Here is a 22,758-nt window from a genome sequence, read left to right as displayed (position 1 = left end):
TGATCGTCTCAGGGCGGGAATGCAACTTCGGGCTTACCAACGGGCAAGCGCATCTTCGTCATCGGCGGTGGCGGCCACCCAGTCGCCGGGGCCGTCGGGGCCGATCTCGCGTTTCCAGAACGGCGCGCGGGACTTCAGCCAGTCCATCAGGAACTCGGCAGCCTCGAAAGCCTGCTTGCGATGGCGGGCGGCGGTGGCGACCATCATGATCGGCTGACCCACGGCCAGCAGGCCGTGGCGATGCACGATGCGCCAATCGTCAAGACCAAAGCGTTCCGCCGCGCGTTCGCCAAAGGCTTGCAGCGCCTTCTGGGTCATCGCCGGGTAATGCTCAAGCTCCAGTGCGACCAGCCGGCCGTCTTCGCTGCGCACCAGCCCGGAAAAGGTCACGACCGCGCCCGAGCCCGCGCCGAAACCGGCGAGCTCGGCGGCAAGGTCGAAAGGCTCGGGCTGCACGCGGGCAGGCATCATCAGCCTCCGGTCATGGGCGGAAAGAACGCGATCTCGCGCGCGCCGGCAATGGGGGCGTCCAGATCGGCCAGTTCCTGATCGACCGCCACGCGCACGGCGGTCAGATCGGCAAGGGCCGCGGCGTGCCATTCATCCATCGCCGCCAGTTCCGCCACCAGTTCGCGCACGGTGGCGGCGGTCGTCTGCACCGTTTCGCGCGGCTGGCCGATCCGTTCGCGCAGCCATGCGAAATACAGCACCTCAACGGGCATCGGGATCCCTCAGGAAAGGCCGGGCCTTGTCGAAATAATCCCAGCCGGTGATCGCGGTCAGCACGGCGGCAATCCAGATCAGCAACAGCCCGACCTGCGTGGCCAGATCGGACCAGCTGCTGGACCATGGCAGGCTGGTTTCGCCGACCAGAGGCGGATGGCCGACCTCATAGTATTTCAGGCCGGTCCCAAGGAACAGGACGGCAATGGCGACCATCTGCGCCGTGGTCTTCCACTTGGCAAGCTTCGTCACCTTCAAAAGCCGCGACTGATCGCCCAGAAATTCGCGCAGGCCCGACACGAAGACCTCTCGGAACAGGATCACGGTGGCGGGCAAGATCAGCCAGGGGTTCATGCCGGAATATCCGGTGATGACCACCAGCGCGATGATGACCATGGCCTTGTCGGCAATCGGGTCCATCGCCGCGCCGAAGCGGCTTTCCTGCCCCCAGGCCCGCGCCAGATAGCCGTCGAACCAGTCGGTCACGGCGGCAATCAGGAACAGCCCCAAAGCCGCGAAATCGGCCAGCGGTCGGCTGAGAAAGAAAAACATCAGCGGCACCAGCGGCGCAGCCGCAAGTCGCAGAACGGTCAGAAGATTGGGCAAGGTCCAGCGCATGACGCGCAATCTAGGACTTTGCCGCCGCAGAAGAAAGAGGGCGCGCATCCTATTGCCATCATCCGGCGGCAAGGTTATCAGAAAATGCAATATTATAACATTACATGAGGATGACGATGGGACGACATCTTGCGGCGCTGCTGCTGGGCACATCCATGCTGATCACGGGACCGGCGCTGGCGCAGAATTCCCAGACGCATGACCATAATCATGACCATGGCCACGATCACGCACATGACCACGATCACGACCACGCGCAGGTCGATCCGCAGATCTATGCCGGTTATTTCAAGGATGATCAGGTCAAGGACCGCCCGCTGTCGGATTATCAGGGCGACTGGCAATCGGTCTATCCGCTGCTGCAGGACGGCACGTTGGATCCGGTGATGGCCCACAAGGCGGAAACCGGCGACAAGACCGCGCAGGATTACCGCGCCTATTACGACACGGGCTATAAAACCGATGTCCACAGCATTGCCATCCACGGCGATCAGGTGACCTTCCACAAGGGCGACGACACGGCCACCGGCACCTATCGCGCCGATGGCTACAAGATCCTGACCTATGCCAAGGGCAATCGCGGCGTGCGCTTCATCTTTCGCAAAACCGCCGGAGATGCCGAGGCCCCGGCCTTCATCCAGTTCAGCGATCACGGCATCGCGCCGGGCAAGGCATGGCATTTTCACATCTATTGGGGCGATGACAGCGATGCGCTGCTGAATGAGCTGACCAACTGGCCGACCTATTACCCCGCGCAACTGACCGGCGCGCAGATCGTCGATGAGATGATCGCGCATTGATGCGCCTTAGCCCGCGTCCCTTTGGGGCGTGGGCATCCGGGTCGCGGCGCAGAGCGCAAGGATATCCTCGCGTGCGATGAACATCAGCTGCGAGCGGCGCGAGGCGTCCAGCCGCTCGCCCAGCCAGTTGCGGGCCTGCTTGGTGATCTCGCCCCCGGCGACGACAAAGGCATGATCGACCAGCACGCGGCGGTTCAGTTCCGGATCAAAGATCTCGTGTCCCAGCATCATCAGCGCCTGATTCAGGATCTCGGCGATATTCGAGGCACCGCGCGCGCTGCGGCCAGCCGCGTCGATCCGGCCCTTTTTGGCCTGAATGCCGAAATACAGCACATGCTGCGTCGGCAGCACGAATTTCATCCAGACATCCTTGCCATATTCCAGCGCCTTGTCGCGATGCCCGGCGACGGTCACGCGCTGAAAGCCAAGGCAGCGAAACACCGGCAGCAGCAGATTCTGAAGGAATTCGTCTTCGGAACACCGATCCAGATACAGCGCCAGTTGCGCGGCATCGGCGCCGTTTCGGGCAGCGGGCAGGCGGTGCAAATGCAGCCCGCCCTGAGGATCGGCAAAGGCCAGCCAGCCTTCGGCATTCAGCACCGCATTCAGCACGGCAAGCGCCTTTTGCCGGGTGGGATCACCGGGCTGCGCCTCGGACCGGTCCAGCAGATTGGAAAGCACGCTTTGAAACACCACGGGCAAGATGTCGGGCTGATGTTGCACGGACAGGATCTCGTGCAGCCTGCGCGCCACCCAATCCCGCCGGGTCGAGCCGTCATGCCGCAGGCTCAGCCCGCAATCCTCGAAAAACTCAGAGATCAGCCGCCCCGTCCGGTAGGGGAAGTGATCGACATTGCCGCAGATCATGTCCGCAACCGCCCGGATGTTTCGATTCTTCCACCGCATGATTAGAACATAACAAGAACGAACGGCCGTCACAACGCGCGCGTGTGCGGCTTAGCTTTTGTGAAAATGATCCACGATCTTCTGTGCGATGGATTCGCTGATGCCGTCCACGGCGGTCAGATCGGCCAGCCCGGCGCGCGAGACGGCCTTGGCGCTGCCGAAATGTGCCAGCAGCGCGCGTTTGCGGGCAGCGCCGATGCCGGTGATTTCGTCCAGGGGGTTGGCCATGGTCTGCTTGGTGCGCCGCGCGCGATGCGTGCCGATGGCCCAGCGATGCGCCTCATCGCGCAGGCGCTGGATGAAATACAGCACCGGGTCGTTCATGCGCAGGGCAAAGGGGCGGCTGCCGGGGCGGTGGAATTCCTCTTTGCCGTGGTCGCGGTCCTGACCCTTGGCGACGCCGATCATCGGGATGTCCTCGACGCCCAGCTCGGCCATGATCTCATGCACCGCGCTGACCTGACCCGCGCCGCCGTCGATCAGCAGCAGGTCGGGCCATGTGTCGGTCTGGCGGTCGGGATCTTCCTTCAGCAGACGCTGGAAGCGGCGGGTCAGCACCTCTTTCATCATGCCGAAATCGTCGCCCGGCGTGATCTCGGTGCCCTTGATGTTGAACTTGCGATACTGGCTTTTGATCCAGCCCTCGGGACCGGCGACGACCATGCCGCCGACCGCCGCCGCGCCCTGAATGTGGCTGTTGTCATAGACCTCGATGCGCTGCGGCGGGCCGGGCAGATCGAAGGCCTCGGCCAGACCTTCCAGCAGCCGGATCTGCGCCGCACTTTCCGACATGCGACGGGCCAGACTTTCGCGGGCATTGCGCAGGGCATTGTCCACCAACTCGGCCTTTTCGCCGCGCTGAGGCACGCCCAGCACCACCTTGCGCCCGGCCTTGGCTGACAGTGCGTCGGTCATCAGGTCGGGGTCTTCGATGCCATGCGACAGCAGGATCATGCGCGGCGGCACCTTGCCGTCATAGAATTGCACCAGAAAGGCCTGCATCACCTCATCGGCGGATTCGACGCCGTTCAGCTTGGGGTAAAAGTCGCGGTTGCCCCAGCTTTGATTGCCGCGGATGAAGAAGACCTGCACGCAGGCCTGCCCGCCCTCCATGTGCAGGGCGATCACATCGGCCTCGGGAACGCCGCGCGGGTTGATGGCCTGCACCGACTGCACGGCGGTCAGCGCCTTGATGCGGTCGCGCAAAGCGGCGGCGCGTTCATATTCCATCGCCTGCGCGGCTTCGGCCATTTCGGTGGCCAGATTGGCCTGCACGGCGGTGGATTTCCCTTGCAGGAACCGCTCGGCATCGCCGACCAGCGCGTTGTAATCCGCCTGTTCGATCCGCCCGACACAGGGCGCGCTGCACCGCTTGATCTGGAACAGCAGACAGGGCCGCGTCCGGCTGGAGAAGGTGGAATCCGTGCATGAGCGCAGCAGAAACACCCGCTGCAACTGGTTCAGCGTCCGGTTTACGGCGCCCGCGCTGGCAAAGGGGCCGTAATAATCGCCCTTTTCCGATTTCGCGCCGCGATGCTTCTTGATCTGCGCAAAGGGATGCGACTTGGCCACCAGAATGTTCGGAAAGCTTTTGTCGTCCCGCAGCAGCACGTTGTAACGCGGCTTCAGCTGCTTGATCAGGTTCTGCTCCAAAAGCAGCGCCTCGGTTTCCGTGCGCGTGGTCAGAAACATCATCGAGCAGGTTTCGCGGATCATCCGCGCGATCCGCCCCGAATGGCCGCTGCCGCGCGCGTAATTCGACACCCGCGCCTTCAGGTTCCGCGCCTTGCCGACATACAAAACCGCCCCCTGCGCATCCAGCATCCGATACACCCCCGGCGAGCCGTCGAGGGTTTTCAGGTAATCCTGGATCAGGGCGTGCCCGGTCTTTGGCGGGGTCGGTCGGGGCGAATCGGTCATGGTCTGTCGGGTTCTGATTCTGGTCGGCGGCTGCAAGTTTCCGGGGTCGAGATCAAGATGAATCCTTTCCACGGAATCTGTGGATAACTCTGTGAGTCTCCTGTTGGGACGATACGCGAATGCGAGCGTTTATTGGGGTTCTGTTAACCTGCTTAAATTTTGCGCAATATTTCAGGGTGTTGTTTTTGCTGGATATTTTTTATCTTCGTAACAATGCCATGAATTTGCTGGCAGAATCGTGAATGAATTGCGACGGCCTTTGGCAAGGTGGACAACTTCGCGGTGCTTTGCCTATTCAACGCCCACCGCATCCGGTGTCTGCCATCCCAGATGCTGGCCGCCATCGACGCAGATCAACTGCCCGGTCACGGATTTGGCCTGTAAAAGATAGGCCAAGGCCGCGCAGATATCGTCGGGATCGGCCCCGCGTTGCAGCAATGTGGCGCTGCGCTGCTGGGCAAAATGCATCTGGCTTTGGCGGCCACCCTGCAAGGTGGGACCGGGGCCGATGGCATTGACGCGGATATCGGGGGCCAGCGCCTGCGCCGTGGTCTGGGTCAGCCACCACAGCGCGGCCTTGGCCATGGCATAGGTCATGAATTCGGGCGTGGGCTTCAGCACGCGCTGGTCGATCATGTTGATGACCTGCGCCTGCGCCACAGGCTCTGCGGTGCGGCGGTCGGCGGGCGCGGCCTGCGCGGCAAAGGCTTGTGTCAGCACGAAAGGCGAGCGCAGATTGCTGTCGACATGCCGGTTCCAGCTGTCACGGGTCGCGCTGCGGATGTCGTCATGTTCAAAGACCGAGGCATTGTTGATCAGCACCGACAGCGGCCCCATGGCGGCGGTGACCTGCGGCAGCAGCGCCTCGGTCGCGTCCGCGTCCAGCAGATCGGCGGCAAAGACCTGCGCCTTGACGCCAAGGGCGCGGGCCTCGGTCGCGACCGCCTCGGCCTCGGCGCGCGAGTCGTTGCAATGAATCGCCACGTCGTGACCGCGCCGCGCCAGCTCCAGCACCATGGCGCGGCCCAAACGCCGCGCGCCGCCCGTGACCAGCGCCGTCATGGCCAGCGAATGCCCAGAATTTTGGCGATCAGCTTGCGGAAACCGGGACCGGCGACCAGCGCCAAAGCGATCAGGATCAGCAGGCAAAGGATGACGGTCTTGATCATCAGCCGCCCGCCCCGAAGCGCGAAAAGGCCGCGCGTTCCTGCAGGCTGTCCACCACCTCATCCGCCGACAGCCCGAAACGGCGCAGCAACGAGGTTTTCTGGCCATAGCTCTGAAAACGGATGTCCTTGCCGTAAAGCTCGCGCATCTTGGGGACCAGATGGGCGATGCCATCGGCCAGCCCAAGTTCGACCGCCTGCCTGCCGGTCCAGATCTCGCCGGTGAACAGATCGCGGTCCTGCGGCAGCCGGTTGCCGCGACGGGCGCGGATCTGGGCCTTGAACGCCTCATGGATGGGTTCAAGCAGGCGCTGCAGCCGTTCGACATCCTCGGGCTTTTCCGGGCGGAACGGGTCCAGCATGGATTTCGACTGCCCGGCCGTATGCACGCGCCGTTCGATCCCGTACCGCCCGATCAGGTCGGAAAAGCCAAAGCCCGCCGCGATCACACCGATCGAGCCAAGGACCGAGCTTTCATCCGCCCAGATGTAATCGGCGCTGGAGGCCAGCCAATAGCCGCCCGAGGCCGCCACATCCTCGACAAAGGCATGGACGGGCACGTCATGTTCCTGCGACAGGCGGCGGATGCGCGCGCCGATCAGGCTGGACTGCACCGGAGAGCCGCCGGGCGAATTCACCACCAGCGCCACCGCGACCGGCTTTCTGCGCTTGAACGCGCGTTCCATCACGGGCGCGATGGCGGCATCGGACAGGCCGCCCCCCCCGCGTGAGGACATGCCGATGGCACCCTGCAGGCGCAGGACCGAGACGGTGGCGGGGCGGTTCAGAAACGGGATTTTCATGCTTGTTCAGATAGGGTCTGACAGGGCGCGCGGCAAGCGTCAGCCGTGATCGGACAGAAATGCCATGACCTCGGCCCGGTCGGGCATGGCATCGCCCGCACCCGGGCGCGTCACCTGCAAGGCGGCGGCGGCGGCGGCATGGCGCAGCGCGGTCGGCGCGTCCTCGCCCCGCGACAATCCGGCGGCGAACCAGCCCGCAAAGCAATCGCCCGCGCCGGTCGTGTCCTGCGCCTGTACCGGGAAGGCGGGCTGATGGTGCCGCGTGCCGGTGGTCAGGTCGCGATATTCCGCGCCCTGCGCGCCGCGCGTGATCAGCAGGCCCTGAACGGGCAGATCCTCGCCAAATGTGGCAAAGGTCTCGCGCGCCTCGCCCTCATTCACCGCCAGGATCGAGACATGGGGCAGCACGGCCCGCAGCGCCTCGATCTGGAAGGGGGCGGCGGAATAGATCACGGTGGCCCCCGCCGCGCGCGCCTGTGCGGCGGCCTCGGCCTGAAGGTTCGTCTCATTCTGGATCAGCAGGATGTCGCCCGGCCCGATCCGGGCCATGTCGCGCGTCACCAGTTCGTCGGGCAGCGCGGTATTCGCGCCGCCATGAATGACGATGCAGTTTTCGGCGTCCTGATCGACAAGGATGATCGCATGTCCGGTCGGCTGATCGGTCCGCCGGGCGATCCGGTCGGTCTGCACCCCCGCCTGCCGCAGCCGGTCGATCACCCAGTCATCGGCTTGGCCGACAGCGCCCAGATGCACGACCTGCGCCCCGGCCCGCGCCGCCGCAATCGACTGGTTCGACCCCTTGCCGCCCATGCCCAGCGAAAGCCCGCGCGAATGCAGCGTCTCGCCCGCCTTGGGCAGCGCCGCCAAACGATACACATGGTCGATATTGATCGAGCCGAGATTATAGATGGTCATGCCGCCCCCCTTGGTCGCGCGCATCCTGAGCGTGCCGCACCGCCATTGTCCAGAGCGGCCGGACTCAAAAGGCGCGCCGGTCCGACGCGCCTTTCACTGATCCGGACGGGCTTGCGTCAGTCCGGTTTGCGCGGGCCTTTATGCGGCGCCCACAGTTTCTTGTTGGTCATGAACAGCAGCGCCGCCAGCACCCCAAGAAACAGCACCGAGACGAAGCCCACCTGCTTGCGGTCCATCATCTTCGGCTCGGCCGTCCACATCAGGAAGGCCGAGACATCGCGCGACATCTGATCCACCGTCGCCTCGGTCCCGTCCTCATAGGTGACCTGACCGTCCGACAGCGGCGGCGGCATCTTGACCCAGCCGGTCGAGAAGGCGGCGTTGTGATAGAAGGTGCTTCCCGCCTCGTCCTTTGTTTCGCCGTTATAGCCGACCAGCAGGGCGTGGATGTATTCCGGCCCGCCGGTCCCCCGGAACAGCTGCGCGATGCCCGTGCCCAGCGGACCATGGAAGGCCGCGCGGGCCTTGGCCATCAGCGACAGGTCCGGCCCCATGCCCTCGTCCAGAATGGTGGGGAAGTGGTCGGTGGGCGCGCGGGGGCGGTCCTCGCCGGTTTCCGCATCCAGAATGGTCAGGTTGGCCGCGTAAGCCCGCACCTGATCTTCCGGCAGGCCCGGACCGCCGGGATCGCCCAGTGTGCGCAGGGGCACATAGCGAAGCCCGTGGCAGGCCGAACAGACCTCGGTATAGACCTGAAGCCCGCGCTGCAGCTGGAACTGGTCATAGCTGCCGAAGGGCCCCTCGAAGCTGAACGAGACATCCTCGATATGCGGCGCGGCATGCGAGGCTGCGGCAGCTTCATGCGCGCCGTCTTCAGTGGCGGGGGCTGCTGCGGGTTCGGCGGGCGCGTCGGCTGCGGGTGCGGGTTCTGCGGGTTCGGGTTCTGCGGGTTCTGCGGCTGCCGGTTCAGAGGGGGCAGGCGGGGCGGGTGCGTCCGCTGCGGGTTCCGCCGGAGGCGTGGGGGGCTCGGGCGGTGCAGGCGGTGCGGGCGGCGCAGGTTCCGCTGCCGGTGCAGCTTCGGTAGGTGCCTCGGGGGCCGCAGGTTCGGCAGGGGCTTCTGCTGCGGGCGCATCTGCTGCAGGCGCGGGCTGGGCCTCGGGCGCGGCGGGCTCTGCTGCGGGTTCCTCGGTAGCCGGGGCTGGCGCGGGGGCCGGGGCTGGCGCGGGGGCTGTGCCATAGCTAGAGCCCGCAGGCGCGGTCACGCCCGGCGCAAGCCCGCCACCGGATCCGCCACCCGAAGCCTCGGGCGGGGTCTGCGGTTCCGCAGCAGGCGCCTCGGGGGCGGGTGCCTCGGCAGCGGGTGCCTCGGGGGTTGCGGGGGCCGGGGCCGGGGTCGTCTCCCCGGCCTGCGTGTTCTGATAGCTGGAGCCCGCTGGCGCCGTGACGCCGGGGGCCAGACCGTTTTCCTGCGCGCCAGCGCCCCCTGCAACAGCAAGGGACAGTGCCGCAACGGCCGTGAGCGGTGCGTATCTCAGGGTCATTGATGCCTCTCCTTACTCGGCAGGATGGGTGGGCTGGCCGTAATGGGCCTTGAAGTCTTCCTCGATGGTGGCGGGCATCGGATCAGGCTTCTCGATGATGCCAAGGATCGGCAGGATGATCAGGAAATAGGCGAACCAATAGGCCGCGCCAAACAGTGCGATATAGGGATAGATCCCTTCGGCAGGCATTGCGCCCACCCACATCAGCACGACGAAATCCACCGCCAGCAGCCAGAACCACCACTTGAACAGCGGGCGGAACCGGCCCGACCGCACGCGCGAGGTGTCCAGCCACGGCACCAGCGCCAGCACCAGAATGGCACCGAACATGGCAATCACCCCGAAGAACTTGGCGTCGATGATGCGGAAGGACAGGAAGTTGACCAGTTGCACCAGCCAGACATCGGCGGTGAAGGCCCGCAGGATCGCGTAGAAGGGCAGGAAATACCATTCCGGCACGATATGGGCGGGCGTGGCCAGCGGGTTCGCCTCGATATAGTTGTCGGGGTGGCCCAGATAGTTGGGCATGAAGCCCACCACCGCGAAGAACACCACCAGCACGATCGCAAGCCCGACCAGATCCTTGATGACGAAATAGGGCCAGAAGGGCAGGGTGTCCTTTTGCGCCTCGGCCTTCGAGGTGCGGCGCACCTCGACCCCGGTGGGGTTGTTGTTGCCGGTGGTGTGGAAGGCCCAGATATGGACGATGACCAGCCCGGCGATCACGAAGGGCAGCAGATAATGCAATGAGAAGAAGCGGTTCAGCGTCGCATTGTCCACCGCAGGCCCGCCCAGAAGCCAGGTCTGGATCGATTCGCCGATGCCGGGAATGGCGCCGAACAGGCCGGTGATGACGGTCGCGCCCCAGAAGGACATCTGCCCCCAGGGCAGCACATAGCCCATGAAGGCCGTGCCCATCATCAGCAGATAGATCAGCATGCCGACGATCCACGTCACCTCGCGCGGGGCCTTGTATGAGCCGTAGTAAAGCCCGCGGAAGATGTGGATATAGACGGCAAAGAAGAACAGCGACGCGCCATTCGCGTGCAGATAGCGCAGCATATAGCCGCCATTCACGTCGCGCATGATGTGTTCGACGCTGGCGAATGCCATGTCGACATGCGGCGTGTAATGCATCACCAGCACCACGCCAGTCGCGATCTGCAGGACAAGGCAGAAGGCCAGCACGATGCCCCAGATCCACCACCAGTTCAGGTTCTTCGGCGTGGGGATGAACAGCGTGTCGTAAAGCAGCCCGGCCACCGGCAGGCGACGGTGCAGCCAGGTCTGGAATCCGGGCTTCGGCTCGTAAGAATCATGGGGTATTCCGGCCATCTTGCGCCTCCTCAGCCCAGCTGGATGGTGGTGTCGTTGACGAAGGCGGCAACGGGAATATGCAGGTTTTGCGGGGCCGGGCCACGGCGGATGCGTCCGGCCGTGTCGTAATGCGACCCGTGGCAGGGGCAGAACCAGCCACCGAAATCGCCCGCGCCGTCCCCGATGGGCACGCAGCCCAGATGGGTGCAGACGCCCAGCATGACCAGCCATTCGCCCGCCTCGTCCAGCGTGCGGTTCTGGTCCAGCGCAGGCTCGCCCGGCTTGTTTTCGTTCTCGGCGCTTTGGTCGATCAGCTGGTTCAGCTCGACCTCGCGGCCCTGCGTGATCTCGTCCTCGGTCCGGCGGCGGATGAACACGGGCTTGCCCAGCCATTTCACCGTCAGTTGCGTGCCGGTCTGCACGCCGCTGACATCGACCTGAATCGAGGCAAGCGCCTGCACATCCGCCGAAGGGTTCATCTGGTTCACAAGGGTCCAGCCAGCAGCGCCCGCCGCGATCGTGCCGGCACCGGCAGTCGCGAAATAGAGGAAGTCTCTCCGGGTAGCGCCGTGGTCGCCTGCGTCATTATCTGCGTGGGACACGGGTTCTCCTCTCCATTTGTCACCCTTGCGGGCGTATGACGGAGCGGGCCGTAACAGCCTGCACTTCCCCCTCCCTCGCAAGATTTGTAGCGGTCAAATTCTTGTCAGTCCAGCATGGGGGGAATGTGATCTGCGCGCATTCCACCCAAGGTGTGGGATTTTGGCGTCGCGACCGGCGCCGCAATCGCATCCGGAAAATCGCGCCCCTGCGGCAGCTTGCGGATTTTAGCAAAGGCGCGGCGCTAGAGCAGCCCTTCCGAGCGGAAGCTGAGTTCGCGGGATTTGCCGATGATCAGATGGTCATGCACGGTGATCCCCATGACCTCGGCCGCGGCCTGAATGCGGTTCGTCATGGTGATGTCGGCCTGCGAGGGGGTCGGGTCGCCCGAGGGATGGTTGTGGACAAGGATCAGCGCGCTGGCCGTCAGTTCCAGCGCGCGGCGCATGATCTCTCGGGGATAGACCGGGACGTGATCCACCGTGCCGCGCGCCTGTTCCTCATCGGCGATCAGCACGTTCTTGCGGTCCAGATACAGCACGCGGAACTGTTCGATCTGATCATGCGCCATGGCGGTATGACAGTAATCCAGCAGCACGTCCCAGCTGGTCAGCACAGGCCGGTGCAGGACGCGGGACCGGGCCAGCCTGCGGGCGGCAGCTTCGACGATCTTCAGTTCCTGCACGACGGCGGGGCCGACGCCGGGGATGTCCGACAGGCGCGGCACGGGCGCGGACAGCACGCGGTTGAAATCGCCGAATGTGTCGATCAGGCGGCGGGCCAGCGGTTTCACATCCTGTCGCGGGATGGCGCGAAACAGCACCAATTCCAGCAATTCGTAATCCGGCATCGCATCCGCCCCGCCCTGCATGAAGCGGTCGCGCAGCCTTGCCCGGTGATCCGAGATATAGCTTGGCAGACGCCCGCCGCTGGCCATGGCCACGGGCAGGGCTTCATCCCCCGCCGCAGGGGCAGGGGTGAAAAGCGGAAGCGGAGCTTCTTGAAAAGAGCGATTCTGTGCCATGCCCTCAGGCTGGCACAAAACCCCTTAACGCCGGATTAATCAGCCCTTCATCTCGTCCCAGAATCCCTTGATCTTCTGGAAGAAGCCTTGGGTCTGCGGGCTGTTATCGGCGTTGATATTGTCGAATTCGCGCAGGATTTCCTTCTGGCGGGCGGTCAGGTTCACCGGAGTTTCGACCGAAAGCTCGATCAGCATGTCCCCCGATTCGCCATTCATGCCCGGCCCGTGGCGCAAGGGCGGCATCCCCTTGCCGCGCAGGCGCAGCTGCTTGCCAGATTGCGTGCCCGGCGGGATCTTCACGCGCGAGCGGCCGCCGTCGATGGTCGGCACCTCGATTTCGCCGCCAAGGGCCGCGGTTGCCATGCTGACCGGCACCTGACAGGCCAGCATCTTGCCGTCGCGCAGGAAGATCGCGTGATCCTGCACCTCGATGAAGATATACAGATCGCCCGCAGGACCGCCGCGCATCCCGGCCTCGCCCTCGCCGGCAAGGCGGATGCGGGTGCCGGTCTCGACGCCTGCCGGGATATTGACCGACAGGGTGCGTTCCTTTTCGATCCGACCCGCGCCGTGGCATTCCTTGCAGGGATTCTTGATGATCTGGCCCTGACCGTTACAGGTCGGGCAGGTGCGTTCGACGGTGAAAAAGCCCTGACTTGCCCGCACCTTGCCCATGCCCGAACAGGTCGGACATGTCGCAGGCTCGACCGAGCCTTCGGCGCCGGTACCGTCGCAGGCCCCGCAGGTGACCGAGCCGGGAACGGTGATCGCCTTCTGCACGCCGCCAAAGGCATCCTCCAGCGACACGCGCAGGTTATAGCGCAGATCCTGACCACGGCTGGCGCGCGACCGCCCGCCACCGCCGCCCTGACGGCGGCCCATCATGTCGCCGAAAAGATCCTCGAACACATCGGCAAAGGCGGAGCCGAAGTCGCCATTGGCCTGCCCGCCACGACCGAAGCCGCCGCCGAAACCGCCCGAGCCGTCAAAGGCGCCGTGACCAAAGCGGTCATATGCGGCCTTTTTCTGGTCGTCCTTCAGGCAGTCATAAGCCTCGTTCACATCCTTGAACGCCGCTTCCGAGACCTTGCAATCCTTGTTGCGGTCTGGATGCAGCTCTTTCGCCTTGGTGCGATAGGCCTTCTTGATTTCTTCTGCCGAGGCGCCCCGGGTTACGCCCAGCACCTCGTAATAGTCACGTTTTGCCATGTCGATCGCGTCCGGGGTCCTTCAAGAAATAACCGGCCCGTGCATTTTGCGCAGCGGGCCGGTCGTCTGGTCTGCCTGCGCTTACTTGCGCTTGTCTTCGCCGAGATCTTCGAAATCGGCATCGACGATGCCTTCGTCGTTCTCATCGCGCGACCGGGGCGCATCATCGCCGTCATCGCCCGACTGGTTGGCCTTGTAGATCGCCTCACCCAGCTTCATCGACGCATCCATCAGGTTCTGGATGCCGCCCTTGATCTTGCCGGCGTCGTCGGTTTTCAGCGCATCTTCCAGCGCGCCGACGGCCAGTTCGATCACTTCGACGGTCGAGCCATCGACCTTGTCGCCATGCTCTTCCAGCGATTTCTTGGTCGAGTGGATCAGGCTTTCGCCCTGATTGCGGGCCTCCACCAGTTCCTTGCGCTTCTTGTCGGCTTCGGCATTGGCCTCGGCGTCCTTGACCATCTGGCTGATCTCATCATCCGACAGACCACCCGAGGCCTGAATGGTGATGTTCTGTTCCTTGCCGGTGCCCTTGTCCTTGGCACTGACCGAAACGATGCCGTTGGCGTCGATGTCGAAGGTCACTTCGATCTGCGGCATGCCGCGCGGTGCGGGCGGAATGTCTTCCAGATTGAACTGGCCCAGCAGCTTGTTGTCCGCCGCCATCTCACGCTCGCCCTGGAACACCCGGATCGTCACGGCGTTCTGGTTGTCCTCGGCGGTCGAGAAGATCTGCGACTTCTTGGTCGGGATCGTGGTGTTGCGGTCGATCAGACGGGTGAACACGCCACCCAGCGTCTCGATCCCCAACGAAAGCGGCGTCACGTCCAGCAGAACCACGTCCTTCACGTCGCCCTGCAGCACGCCCGCCTGAATGGCCGCGCCCAAAGCCACGACTTCGTCGGGGTTCACGCCTTTATGCGGCTCTTTGCCGAAGAATTCGCTGACAGCCTCGATGACCTTGGGCATGCGGGTCATGCCGCCGACCAGAACGATCTCGTCGATGTCGCCTTTCGACAGGCCAGCATCCTTCAGCGCGTCCTGAACCGGCTTCATCGTGCGCTTGATCAGGTCGGCCACAAGGCTTTCCAGCTTGGCGCGGGTCAGCTTCATGACCATGTGCAGCGGCGTGCCGGTGTTCTTGTCCATCGAGATGAACGGCTGGTTGATCTCGGTCTGGGACGAGGACGACAGCTCGATCTTGGCCTTTTCAGCGGCTTCCTTCAGGCGCTGAAGGGCCATCTTGTCCTTGGTCAGATCGACGCCGTGTTCCTTTTTGAACTCATCGGCCAGATACTGCACGATGCGCATGTCGAAGTCTTCGCCGCCAAGGAACGTGTCCCCGTTGGTCGATTTCACCTCGAACAGGCCGTCGTCGATTTCCAGAATGGTGATGTCGAACGTGCCGCCGCCAAGGTCATAGACCGCGATGGTTTTCGAATCTTTCTTGTCCAGACCATAGGCCAGCGCGGCTGCGGTCGGTTCGTTGATGATGCGCAGCACCTCAAGACCGGCGATCTTGCCTGCGTCCTTGGTGGCTTGACGCTGGGCGTCGTTGAAATAGGCCGGAACCGTGATGACGGCCTGCGTGACGGTTTCGCCCAGATAGGATTCGGCGGTTTCCTTCATCTTCTGAAGGATCATCGCGCTGACTTGCGCGGGGGAATATTTTTCGTCGTGGACTTCGACCCAGGCATCGCCATTGCCGCCATCGACGATGGCATAGGGCACCAGCTTGCGGTCTTTTTCCACGGCCTCGTCACCGATGCGGCGGCCGATCAGGCGCTTGACGGCGAAGACGGTGTTGGTGGGGTTGGTGACGGCCTGACGCTTTGCTGGCTGGCCGACCAGCCGCTCGCTGTCGGTGAAGCCGACGATCGAGGGCGTCGTGCGCGCGCCTTCCGAGTTCTCGATGACCTTGGGCTGGCTGCCGTCCATGATGGCGACGCAGCTGTTGGTGGTCCCGAGGTCGATGCCGATGACTTTAGACATGCAATCCCTTTCTTGCGGCGATTTCATGGGCTGCGGGTCCAAAAGAAGGCCCCCGAAGCCCGATCCCATTGTTTGACGAAGGGCAGGCCCTCCGAAGCTCATGGGGCTATATAGGAAGGCCCGAAACCGCCTGCAAGCTGGCCGTGCAGCCGAATTGTCACGCAGTTGCAGCGATTTTTTCGCGCGGCGTGGCCCCCGGGCCTAGCGCCCGGCCATGGTGCTGATCGAGATGGATTTGCGGGTGACGAACTCGGCCATCAGGCCAATCATCAGCAGCGCGACGATGCAATAGACCGGATAGCTCAGCGAGGAATTGCGCGGCACATAGTTGATGAAGGCAAAGCCGCGCGTCTGGTCGATGACGTGAAACAGCGGGTTCCACGAAAAGGCGTGCAGCAGGAAGGCGGGCATGGTGTTGGCCACGAACATCTTGCCGGAAAAGATCATGTTGATGCGCTGATAAAACTGCGTCAGCACCTGCGCGCCCTGCGGCCACCAGGGCCGGAACGCCAGAAAGATCAGACCGATGCAGCAGCCGGAAAACCACGCGATCAGCAACATGCCATAGCATTTCAGCGGCTCGTCGATATGCACGGGTTCGATGATGTAGTGATAGGCCGACAGCACCACGATGGCCGAGAAGGTCTGCTTGTACAGCGTCGCCAGCGCCCCTGCCGCGATCATGATCGCGGTGTTCATCGGCCCGTGCTTCATCATCTGGTTCGTGGGCCCGCCCGCGCTGGCCACCGCGCCGATGGCTTGCGTATGCGTCATGAACATGAAGATGCCGGTCATGATATAGACGATGAAATCGCCCCGGATGGGCGAGCTGCGCAGCCCCATGATCGCATACATCAGCCAGAAGCCCGCGATCATGCTGATCGCCTGCGCCACGGTCATCAGCAGGCCGACGACCGCATTGCGCTGACCCTTGCGCAGGTTGTTGACCGTCACATGATAGATCAGCGCACCCGTCGTGAACGCGGCCTCGGCCATGTTGCGGCTGCGATGCTGAGTGAACATTTGCGGCGCGATCCCTATGTGACGACAGGTGCTTGCCCTGCGCATTCTGCGGCAGCATAAGGAAGCTGAGTGCCGTATTCAATCGCCGCCACACGCCCGGCAGGCCGCGACGAAAAAGGAAATTCCATGGATTTTGTTAAACTGATCGCCGAAATGCGCCGCCTCGCCCTTGAGGCAGGGGACGAGATCATGAAGATCTATGGTGCCGAGGATTTCGACGTGCGCTCGAAATCCGATGCCTCGCCGGTGACCGAGGCCGATGAAAAGGCCGATGCGCTGATTTCGGCCGGGTTGCGGGCGGCGTTTCCCGATGTGGCGCTGGTGACCGAGGAACAGGCCGCGACCCATGGGCAGACGCTTTCGACCTTCCTGATCGTCGACCCGCTGGACGGCACCAAGGAATTCGTCCAGCGCCGGGGCGATTTCACCGTCAATATCGCGTATGTCGAAAACGGCGTGCCGCGTTTGGGCGTGGTCTATGCACCCGCCAAGGGGCGGCTGTTCTATACCAATGCCGAAGGCGGCTCGGTCGAGGAAAAGGCCCCCTTCAACGCCACGCCGGGCGAGGTCAGCCCGATCGGCGTCAACACCACGCCAGACAATCGCGGCCTGATGGTGGTGGCCTCGAAATCGCATCGCGACGCGGCGACGGATGACTATATCGGGCGCTACGGCGTGCGCGACATGACCTCGGCGGGCTCGTCGCTGAAATTCTGTCTGGTCGCGACCGGAGAGGCCGATCTTTACCCGCGTCTGGGCCGGACGATGGAATGGGACACGGCCGCGGGCGACGCGGTGCTGCGCGGCGCGGGCGGCGAGGTGGTGCGTTTCGACGATCACAGCCCGCTGGCCTATGGCAAGCCGGGGTTTGAAAACCCGTTCTTCATCGCCTTTGCGCCCGGCGTTCTGCTGGTCAAGGACTGATCCCATGTCGGTCGTCATCGTCATTCCGGCGCGTCATGCCTCGACCCGCTATCCCGGCAAGCCGCTGGTCGAACTGCGTGGCGCAACCGGCGAGGCTTTGTCGCTGATCCGTCGCAGCTGGGAAGCCGCGCAAGAGGTTTCGGGCATCGCGCGCGTGATCGTCGCGACCGATGACGACCGTATCCGCGACCATGCGCAGGGCTTCGGCGCCGAGGTCGCCATGACCTCGACCGCGGCGCGCAATGGCACGGAACGCTGCGCCGAGGCGGTGTCGGCGCTTGGCCTGTCGCCCGAAATCGTGGTGAACCTGCAAGGGGATGCGCCGCTGACCCCGGCCTGGTTCATCGAGGATCTGGTGACGGGTCTGCGCACCGATCCCGGCGCGGATGTCGCAACGCCGGTGCTGCGCTGTTCTGGGGCGATGCGATCCGAACTGATCGCCGATCGCGTGGCGGGCCGGGTGGGCGGCACCACGGCGGTCTTTGGCCATGACCGGCGGGCGCTGTATTTCTCGAAGGAAGTCGTGCCGTTTTCGGCGCAGGATTACGGCCAAAGCGATCCGACGCCGGTCTATCACCATGTCGGCGTCTATGCCTATCGCCCGGCGGCGCTGGCCGAATACCCGACATGGGACGAAGGGCGGCTTGAGCAGCTTGAGGGGCTGGAGCAGTTGCGGTTTCTGGAACGCGGCCGCCGCATCCTGTGCGTCGAGGTCGAGGCGCGGGGGCGCGAGTTCTGGGAACTGAACAACCCCTCGGACGTGTCCAAGCTTGAAGCGATGATGCAGCGGATGGGCATCGCCTGATGGCCGAAGCGGCGCGGGTCTCGGTGGTCGTCGTCTCGCGCCACCGGCCCCGCGAACTGGCGCTGTGCCTGACCGCGCTGACCCGGCAGACCCATCCCGATGTCGAGGTGGTTCTGGTCGCCGATCCCGCCTCGGCCGGGATCCGTCCCGATCTGGCGCTGAAGCGTGTCACGTTTGACCAGCCCAATATCTCGCAGGCGCGCAATCTGGGGCTGGCGCAGGCGGCGGGGCAGGTCGTGGCCTTTATCGACGACGATGCGCTGGCCGCGCCGGGCTGGGTCGCGCGGCTGTCGGCCCCGTTCGCCGACCCTCGGGTCATTGCGGCGACGGGGTTCACGCGCGGGCCGGATGGGCTGGCGTGGCAGGTGCGCGCGGAACGCATGACACCTTCGGGCCGCGCCATGCCCCTGCCGCTGGACCAGCCCGCGCTGCTTGGCCCGGAACAGGGCTGCCCGATCAGCACCGTGGGCACGAATTGCGCGTTCCGGCGCGATTCGCTGATCGAGGTCGGCGGTTTCGATCCCGCCTTTGCCTTTCATCTGGACGAAAGCGATGTGAACATGCGGCTGGCGGCGCGCTTTCCTGCCGGGCTGACCGCCGTGGTGCCCGCCGCCGAAGTCATTCACGGCCTTGCCCCCGGCACCACACGCGCCGCGAAGGGCGTGCCGCATGATCTGTCGGCCATCGGAAGGTCAACCGTGCTGTTTGCCGCGCGTCATGGCGGGGATGCGGCGTGGATTTTGCAGGCGCAGCGCCAGCGCCTGCTGCGGCTGATGGTTTCTGGCCGGATCGAGCCTGCGGCGGTGCGCCGGGTCTTTGCGACCTTGCGGGCCGGCATGGCGCAGGCCGCGGGGGTGTCCGCGCCATTGCCGGTCTGGGACATGCCGCCGCCGCCTGCGTTCCTGCCGCTGCACACCGATCACCGCGATCCGATGTTCCTGTCGGGTTGGCACTGGCAGCGCCGCGCCTTGCGCAGGCAGGCGGCGCAGGCGCAGGCGCAGGGGCATCAGGTGATGGTCCTGCTGCTGACGCCGACCGTGCTGCCGCATCGGCTGGTGCTGACGCGTCATGGCTGGTGGGAACAGCATGGCGGTCTGTGGGGCAAGTCGCAGCCCGGAGATTCGCCTGTGCTTCGGTGCCGCATTCGTGATAGAGTGAACCGAGAACGCCGATATTTTGCTGTTCAATGGTAAGCTTGGGCAAGTTTTTGCCCAATTCACCTTGCATTTACAAACCGTTCGCTAAATTTTCGGATCCGACAGGTTTGTTAAGCTATTGTTGCCTAACCGCTGGAAAAGCAGAACAAGCTTAGACACACTGGCGCAGATATCAGGAGACCTTATTTATGAGTCGCACCGTCACGAAGGCCATTTTCCCTGTCGCAGGTCTTGGCACGCGCTTTCTGCCCGCCACGAAAAGCATCCCGAAAGAGATCATGACGCTGGTGGACCGGCCGTTGATCCAATACGCCATCGATGAGGCGCGGGCAGCGGGGATCGAGGAATTCATCTTCGTGACCTCTCGGGGCAAAGGCGCGCTCGAGGATTATTTCGATCACGCGCATGAACTGGAATCCAGCCTGAAGAAATCCGGCAAGACCGAGCTGCTGGATATTCTGCGCGAGACGAATATGGACAGCGGCGCCATCGCCTATGTGCGCCAGCACAAGGCGCTGGGTCTGGGTCACGCGGTCTGGTGCGCGCGTCGTCTGCTGCAGGACGAGCCGGTGGCCGTGGTGCTGACCGACGACGTGATCATGGGTGAGCCGCCCTGCCTTCAGCAGATGATCGAGGCCTATCAGGAAACCGGCGGCACCATGGTCGCGACCATGGAAGTGCCGACGGAAAAGACGAAATCTTATGGCGTTCTGGACGTGGCCGAGGATATGGGCGCCATCGTCCGTGCCCGTGGCATGGTGGAAAAACCCAAGGAAAACCCGCCCTCGAACCTTGCCGTGATCGGCCGCTACATTCTGGCGCCGACGGTGATGGAGAACCTGAACAAGCTCAAGCAGGGCGCGGGCGGGGAAATCCAGCTGACCGACGCCATCGCCGATGAGATCGAGGCCGGGCGCGACGTGTTCGGCCTGCGCTTCCGCGGCCAGCGCTTCGATTGCGGGTCCAAGGCGGGCTTCCTGCAGGCGACCGTGGCCTTCGGTCTGGCCCGCGATGAGCTGAAGGACGAATTCGGCGATTACCTGGCCGATGTGATGTCGATGCGCAAGGCTGCCGAGTAAATGACAACGGTTCTGGTGACAGGCGGCGCGGGCTATATCGGCTCGCACGCCTGCAAGGCATTGCGCGAGGCGGGGTTTACCCCCGTCACCTATGACAATCTGTGCACAGGCTGGCGCGATGCGGTGAAGTTCGGCCCGTTCGAGCAGGGCGATCTGATGGACCGCGCCCGTCTGGATCAGGTCTTTGCCACGCACAAGCCGGTTGCGGTGATGCATTTCGCGGCGCTGAGCCAAGTCGGCGAGGCAATGCGCGAGCCGGGCAAATACTGGCGCGGCAATGTCGGCGCCTCGCTGTCCCTGATCGAGGCGGCGCTGGCGGCGGGCGTCAAGAACTTCGTCTTTTCCTCGACCTGCGCGACCTATGGCGATCATGACGGCGTGGTGCTGGACGAAAACACCGCCCAGACGCCCTTGAACGCCTATGGGGCCAGCAAGCGCGCGATCGAGGATATGCTGAAGGATTTCGGTGTCTCGGACGGTCTGCGCTCGGTGATCTTTCGCTATTTCAACGTGGCAGGCGCCGATCCCGAAGGCGAGGTGGGCGAATTCCACCAGCCCGAGACCCATCTGATCCCGCTGATCCTTGATGCCATCGACGGGCGGCGCGCGGCGCTGACCATCCACGGCACGGATTATCCGACGCCGGACGGGACCTGCATCCGCGACTATGTGCATGTAATGGATCTGGTCGACGCGCATGTGCTGGGCCTGCGGCATCTTCTGGCCGACCGCGTGGCCGATGGCGGGCATGAGATCTTCTGCCTTGGCACCGGCAACGGTTTTTCCGTGCGCGAGGTGATCGAGCAGTCGAAACATGTGACGAACCGCCCGGTGCCGATGACCGAAGGCCCGCGCCGTGGTGGCGATGCGGTCAAGCTGGTTTCGGGTTCGGAAAAGGCCGTCGCCGTGCTGGGCTGGAATCCGGCCCGGTCGAACATGCAGCAGATGGTCGCAGATGCCTGGAGATGGCATCAGAACGGCGGGTATGCCGCCTGAGGCCATCCTGCTGGATGTCTCGCGTCTGATTTCCAGATTGGACCAGGGGCCAGCCACGGGCATCGACCGCGTCGAGGCCGAGTGGCTGGCACATTTGAATGACAGCGGCACGCCGCATCTGCTGTTGGCGCGGGTGCGACGGGCGCAGCTTGTGCTGCCGCCCGAAGCTGGCCGCGCGATCCTGCGCTGGGGGGCGGGGCGGCATGCCGATCTGCCGTGTCCCGATCTGATCGACCGGCTGCGGGGCCGCCGCGACATCCGCGCCCGGGCCGAGGCTGCGCTGCGCCGCATGGCGCTTTATCGCGCGGACCGTGCCGGGCGGGGGGTGGCCAAGGCAGCGGTCAGGCGTCTTGGGCCGTCGCCGGTCTATCTGAACATCGGCCACAGCAATCTGACCGACGATCTTTGGGCGGGGCTTGCCGATCTGCGGCGGGCGGTGCTGATCCATGACACCATCCCGCTGGACTTTCCGCAATTCACCCGCGCGGGCCAGACCCAGAAGTTCAAGACCCGCTTCGCCGCCGCGCTGAGCCATGCCGATCTGGTCCTGACCGTGTCCGAGGCGACCCGGCAGGACGCGCTGCGCTGGCGGGATGCGCTGGCCTTGCCGGATGTGCCGGTGGTCGCGGCGCCCATCGGAACCCGGCTGGCCGCGCCCGATGCCTCGGGTCTGCCCGCGCTGGATCTGGCGCGGCCGTTCTTCGTGACGCTGGGCACGATCGAGCCGCGCAAGAACCATGCGCTGCTGCTGGATGCGTGGGACAGGCTTGGTCCGGACGCACCGCAGCTGTTCATCATCGGGCGGCGGGGCTGGGAAAACCACCAGACCTTCGCGCGGCTGGACAGCCTGCCGCAGGATGGACCGATCCGCGTGCTCAGCACGCTGGACGATGGCGCCGTGGCCGAATTGCTGACCCGCAGCCATGGTCTTTTGCTGCCCAGCCGGGCCGAGGGCTTCGGCCTGCCGCTGACCGAGGCGGCGGGGCGCGGCATTCCGGTTCTGTGCGCGCCTTTACCCGCCGCGACCGAGCTGTTGGGCGATTATGCGCAATATCTGTCACCCGACGATCCCGCGGCTTGGGCCAAGGCGGTCGTTGATCTGGCAAAAGCCGCGCCGCAGCGCAAATCTGTGCGTTTCGTGCCGCAATGGGACGCTCATTTCGCGCATGTGCAATTGATGTTGCAGGAACGATTGCACGTCTGAGATGTGAAGGTTATGCCGAAGAAAAAGCGATGAAGA

At 64.3% G+C, this 22,758-nt stretch carries 21 protein-coding genes and 1 pseudogene; 7 read left to right on the top strand and 15 right to left on the bottom strand.

Annotation, left to right across the window (positions count from 1 at the left end; all coding sequences use genetic code 11):
• Positions 1-33: 33 nt before the first annotated feature.
• Genes GL284_RS00880 through pgsA form a run of 3 tightly spaced genes read right to left on the bottom strand, consistent with a single transcriptional unit; the run spans position 34 to position 1,341 of the window.
• Entirely contained in the window at positions 34-468 is a 435-nt protein-coding gene (locus tag GL284_RS00880) for a molybdenum cofactor biosynthesis protein MoaE (protein ID WP_155042761.1), read from the bottom strand.
• A gap of 2 nt (positions 469-470) precedes the next feature.
• Positions 471-722 carry a molybdopterin converting factor subunit 1 gene (moaD, locus tag GL284_RS00875; protein ID WP_155042760.1) on the bottom strand — a complete coding sequence of 84 codons (252 nt, stop codon included), beginning with the start codon at positions 720-722 and terminating at the stop codon, positions 471-473.
• Positions 712-1,341 carry a CDP-diacylglycerol--glycerol-3-phosphate 3-phosphatidyltransferase gene (pgsA, locus tag GL284_RS00870; RefSeq protein WP_155042759.1) on the bottom strand — a complete coding sequence of 210 codons (630 nt, stop codon included), beginning with the start codon at positions 1,339-1,341 and terminating at the stop codon, positions 712-714. Before pgsA ends, moaD begins: the two co-directional genes overlap by 11 nt.
• Before the next feature lie 104 nt (positions 1,342-1,445).
• On the opposite strand from pgsA, the gene GL284_RS00865 reads away from it, so the two are divergent.
• The gene (locus tag GL284_RS00865; RefSeq protein ID WP_155042758.1) at positions 1,446-2,141 is read left to right on the top strand and encodes a metal-binding protein ZinT; all 696 of its coding nucleotides are present in this window, start codon (positions 1,446-1,448) and stop codon (positions 2,139-2,141) included.
• Positions 2,142-2,147: 6 nt separating this feature from the next.
• On the opposite strand, the gene GL284_RS00860 is transcribed toward GL284_RS00865, so the two are convergent.
• From GL284_RS00860 to GL284_RS00805, 12 genes and pseudogenes are all read right to left on the bottom strand, one after another.
• Positions 2,148-3,047 (bottom strand): hypothetical protein, encoded by a 900-nt coding sequence (locus tag GL284_RS00860; RefSeq protein WP_155042757.1) that lies wholly within the window; start codon positions 3,045-3,047, stop codon positions 2,148-2,150.
• A gap of 51 nt (positions 3,048-3,098) precedes the next feature.
• Positions 3,099-4,967, bottom strand: a complete 1,869-nt coding sequence (gene uvrC / locus GL284_RS00855) for an excinuclease ABC subunit UvrC (protein WP_155042756.1) — start codon at positions 4,965-4,967, stop codon at positions 3,099-3,101.
• 291 nt (positions 4,968-5,258) lie between these two features.
• Entirely contained in the window at positions 5,259-6,029 is a 771-nt protein-coding gene (locus GL284_RS00850) for an SDR family oxidoreductase (RefSeq protein WP_230382887.1), read from the bottom strand.
• A gap of 106 nt (positions 6,030-6,135) precedes the next feature.
• Positions 6,136-6,936: a S49 family peptidase gene (locus GL284_RS00845; RefSeq protein WP_155042754.1), complete on the bottom strand. Its 801-nt coding sequence runs from the start codon at positions 6,934-6,936 to the stop codon at positions 6,136-6,138.
• 39 nt (positions 6,937-6,975) lie between these two features.
• Positions 6,976-7,851: a ribokinase gene (locus GL284_RS00840; RefSeq protein ID WP_155042753.1), complete on the bottom strand. Its 876-nt coding sequence runs from the start codon at positions 7,849-7,851 to the stop codon at positions 6,976-6,978.
• 116 nt (positions 7,852-7,967) lie between these two features.
• A pseudogene (locus tag GL284_RS21430) lies at positions 7,968-8,702 on the bottom strand (cytochrome c1); the annotation flags it as partial.
• A gap of 702 nt (positions 8,703-9,404) precedes the next feature.
• Positions 9,405-10,727, bottom strand: a complete 1,323-nt coding sequence (gene petB / locus GL284_RS00830) for a cytochrome b (protein WP_155042751.1) — start codon at positions 10,725-10,727, stop codon at positions 9,405-9,407.
• Between the two features lie 11 nt (positions 10,728-10,738).
• Complete coding sequence (gene petA / locus GL284_RS00825; protein ID WP_341870262.1) at positions 10,739-11,311, bottom strand: ubiquinol-cytochrome c reductase iron-sulfur subunit; 573 nt, start codon at positions 11,309-11,311, stop codon at positions 10,739-10,741.
• Between the two features lie 242 nt (positions 11,312-11,553).
• A complete protein-coding gene (gene radC, locus GL284_RS00820) occupies positions 11,554-12,333 on the bottom strand; it encodes a RadC family protein (protein ID WP_155042750.1) in 780 nt (259 codons plus the stop codon).
• 39 nt (positions 12,334-12,372) lie between these two features.
• Positions 12,373-13,542, bottom strand: coding sequence for a molecular chaperone DnaJ (gene dnaJ / locus GL284_RS00815; RefSeq protein WP_155042749.1), 1,170 nt, complete (start codon positions 13,540-13,542; stop codon positions 12,373-12,375).
• Positions 13,543-13,623: 81 nt separating this feature from the next.
• Positions 13,624-15,534 (bottom strand): molecular chaperone DnaK, encoded by a 1,911-nt coding sequence (gene dnaK / locus GL284_RS00810; RefSeq protein WP_155042748.1) that lies wholly within the window; start codon positions 15,532-15,534, stop codon positions 13,624-13,626.
• A gap of 201 nt (positions 15,535-15,735) precedes the next feature.
• Complete coding sequence (locus GL284_RS00805) at positions 15,736-16,557, bottom strand: ABC transporter permease (RefSeq protein WP_155042747.1); 822 nt, start codon at positions 16,555-16,557, stop codon at positions 15,736-15,738.
• A 126-nt stretch (positions 16,558-16,683) separates the two neighbouring features.
• Between GL284_RS00805 and cysQ the strand changes: the two genes are divergently transcribed.
• The 6 genes from cysQ (at position 16,684) to GL284_RS00775 (ending at position 22,722) form a co-directional block, all read left to right on the top strand.
• The gene (gene cysQ, locus GL284_RS00800) at positions 16,684-17,481 is read left to right on the top strand and encodes a 3'(2'),5'-bisphosphate nucleotidase CysQ (protein WP_155042746.1); all 798 of its coding nucleotides are present in this window, start codon (positions 16,684-16,686) and stop codon (positions 17,479-17,481) included.
• 4 nt (positions 17,482-17,485) lie between these two features.
• Positions 17,486-18,286, top strand: coding sequence for a 3-deoxy-manno-octulosonate cytidylyltransferase (locus tag GL284_RS00795; RefSeq protein ID WP_155042745.1), 801 nt, complete (start codon positions 17,486-17,488; stop codon positions 18,284-18,286).
• Positions 18,286-19,479, top strand: coding sequence for a glycosyltransferase family 2 protein (locus tag GL284_RS00790; RefSeq protein WP_155042744.1), 1,194 nt, complete (start codon positions 18,286-18,288; stop codon positions 19,477-19,479). Before GL284_RS00795 ends, GL284_RS00790 begins: the two co-directional genes overlap by 1 nt.
• 152 nt (positions 19,480-19,631) lie before the next feature.
• Positions 19,632-20,522 carry a UTP--glucose-1-phosphate uridylyltransferase gene (locus GL284_RS00785; protein WP_155042743.1) on the top strand — a complete coding sequence of 297 codons (891 nt, stop codon included), beginning with the start codon at positions 19,632-19,634 and terminating at the stop codon, positions 20,520-20,522.
• A complete protein-coding gene (galE, locus tag GL284_RS00780; protein WP_155042742.1) occupies positions 20,523-21,518 on the top strand; it encodes a UDP-glucose 4-epimerase GalE in 996 nt (331 codons plus the stop codon).
• Positions 21,508-22,722: a glycosyltransferase family 4 protein gene (locus GL284_RS00775; RefSeq protein ID WP_155042741.1), complete on the top strand. Its 1,215-nt coding sequence runs from the start codon at positions 21,508-21,510 to the stop codon at positions 22,720-22,722. Before galE ends, GL284_RS00775 begins: the two co-directional genes overlap by 11 nt.
• Positions 22,723-22,758 lie beyond the last annotated feature (36 nt).

Origin of the sequence: Paracoccus shanxieyensis, assembly GCF_009711265.1 — a bacterium.
GTDB classification, from domain to species: domain Bacteria; phylum Pseudomonadota; class Alphaproteobacteria; order Rhodobacterales; family Rhodobacteraceae; genus Paracoccus; species Paracoccus shanxieyensis.
The sequence above is the reverse complement of the archived record's forward strand: the minus strand, read 5'-3'. Positions and strand labels throughout refer to the sequence as shown.

What these genes read in the sequence shown, in the direction of transcription:
- GL284_RS00775 (WP_155042741.1), top strand. Translation starts at nt 21,508, where the DNA reads ATGCCGCCTGAGGCCATCCTGCTGGATGTCTCGCGTCTGATTTCCAGA.
- pgsA (WP_155042759.1), bottom strand. Translation starts at nt 1,341, where the DNA reads ATGCGCTGGACCTTGCCCAATCTTCTGACCGTTCTGCGACTTGCGGCT.
- GL284_RS00840 (WP_155042753.1), bottom strand. Translation starts at nt 7,851, where the DNA reads ATGACCATCTATAATCTCGGCTCGATCAATATCGACCATGTGTATCGT.
- dnaK (WP_155042748.1), bottom strand. Translation starts at nt 15,534, where the DNA reads ATGTCTAAAGTCATCGGCATCGACCTCGGGACCACCAACAGCTGCGTC.
- GL284_RS00860 (WP_155042757.1), bottom strand. Translation starts at nt 3,047, where the DNA reads ATGCGGTGGAAGAATCGAAACATCCGGGCGGTTGCGGACATGATCTGC.
- GL284_RS00805 (WP_155042747.1), bottom strand. Translation starts at nt 16,557, where the DNA reads ATGTTCACTCAGCATCGCAGCCGCAACATGGCCGAGGCCGCGTTCACG.
- GL284_RS00790 (WP_155042744.1), top strand. Translation starts at nt 18,286, where the DNA reads ATGGCCGAAGCGGCGCGGGTCTCGGTGGTCGTCGTCTCGCGCCACCGG.
- radC (WP_155042750.1), bottom strand. Translation starts at nt 12,333, where the DNA reads ATGGCACAGAATCGCTCTTTTCAAGAAGCTCCGCTTCCGCTTTTCACC.
- petB (WP_155042751.1), bottom strand. Translation starts at nt 10,727, where the DNA reads ATGGCCGGAATACCCCATGATTCTTACGAGCCGAAGCCCGGATTCCAG.
- cysQ (WP_155042746.1), top strand. Translation starts at nt 16,684, where the DNA reads ATGGATTTTGTTAAACTGATCGCCGAAATGCGCCGCCTCGCCCTTGAG.
- GL284_RS00850 (WP_230382887.1), bottom strand. Translation starts at nt 6,029, where the DNA reads ATGACGGCGCTGGTCACGGGCGGCGCGCGGCGTTTGGGCCGCGCCATG.
- GL284_RS00785 (WP_155042743.1), top strand. Translation starts at nt 19,632, where the DNA reads ATGAGTCGCACCGTCACGAAGGCCATTTTCCCTGTCGCAGGTCTTGGC.
- moaD (WP_155042760.1), bottom strand. Translation starts at nt 722, where the DNA reads ATGCCCGTTGAGGTGCTGTATTTCGCATGGCTGCGCGAACGGATCGGC.
- GL284_RS00845 (WP_155042754.1), bottom strand. Translation starts at nt 6,936, where the DNA reads ATGAAAATCCCGTTTCTGAACCGCCCCGCCACCGTCTCGGTCCTGCGC.
- galE (WP_155042742.1), top strand. Translation starts at nt 20,523, where the DNA reads ATGACAACGGTTCTGGTGACAGGCGGCGCGGGCTATATCGGCTCGCAC.
- GL284_RS00880 (WP_155042761.1), bottom strand. Translation starts at nt 468, where the DNA reads ATGCCTGCCCGCGTGCAGCCCGAGCCTTTCGACCTTGCCGCCGAGCTC.
- uvrC (WP_155042756.1), bottom strand. Translation starts at nt 4,967, where the DNA reads ATGACCGATTCGCCCCGACCGACCCCGCCAAAGACCGGGCACGCCCTG.
- GL284_RS00865 (WP_155042758.1), top strand. Translation starts at nt 1,446, where the DNA reads ATGAGGATGACGATGGGACGACATCTTGCGGCGCTGCTGCTGGGCACA.
- dnaJ (WP_155042749.1), bottom strand. Translation starts at nt 13,542, where the DNA reads ATGGCAAAACGTGACTATTACGAGGTGCTGGGCGTAACCCGGGGCGCC.
- GL284_RS00795 (WP_155042745.1), top strand. Translation starts at nt 17,486, where the DNA reads ATGTCGGTCGTCATCGTCATTCCGGCGCGTCATGCCTCGACCCGCTAT.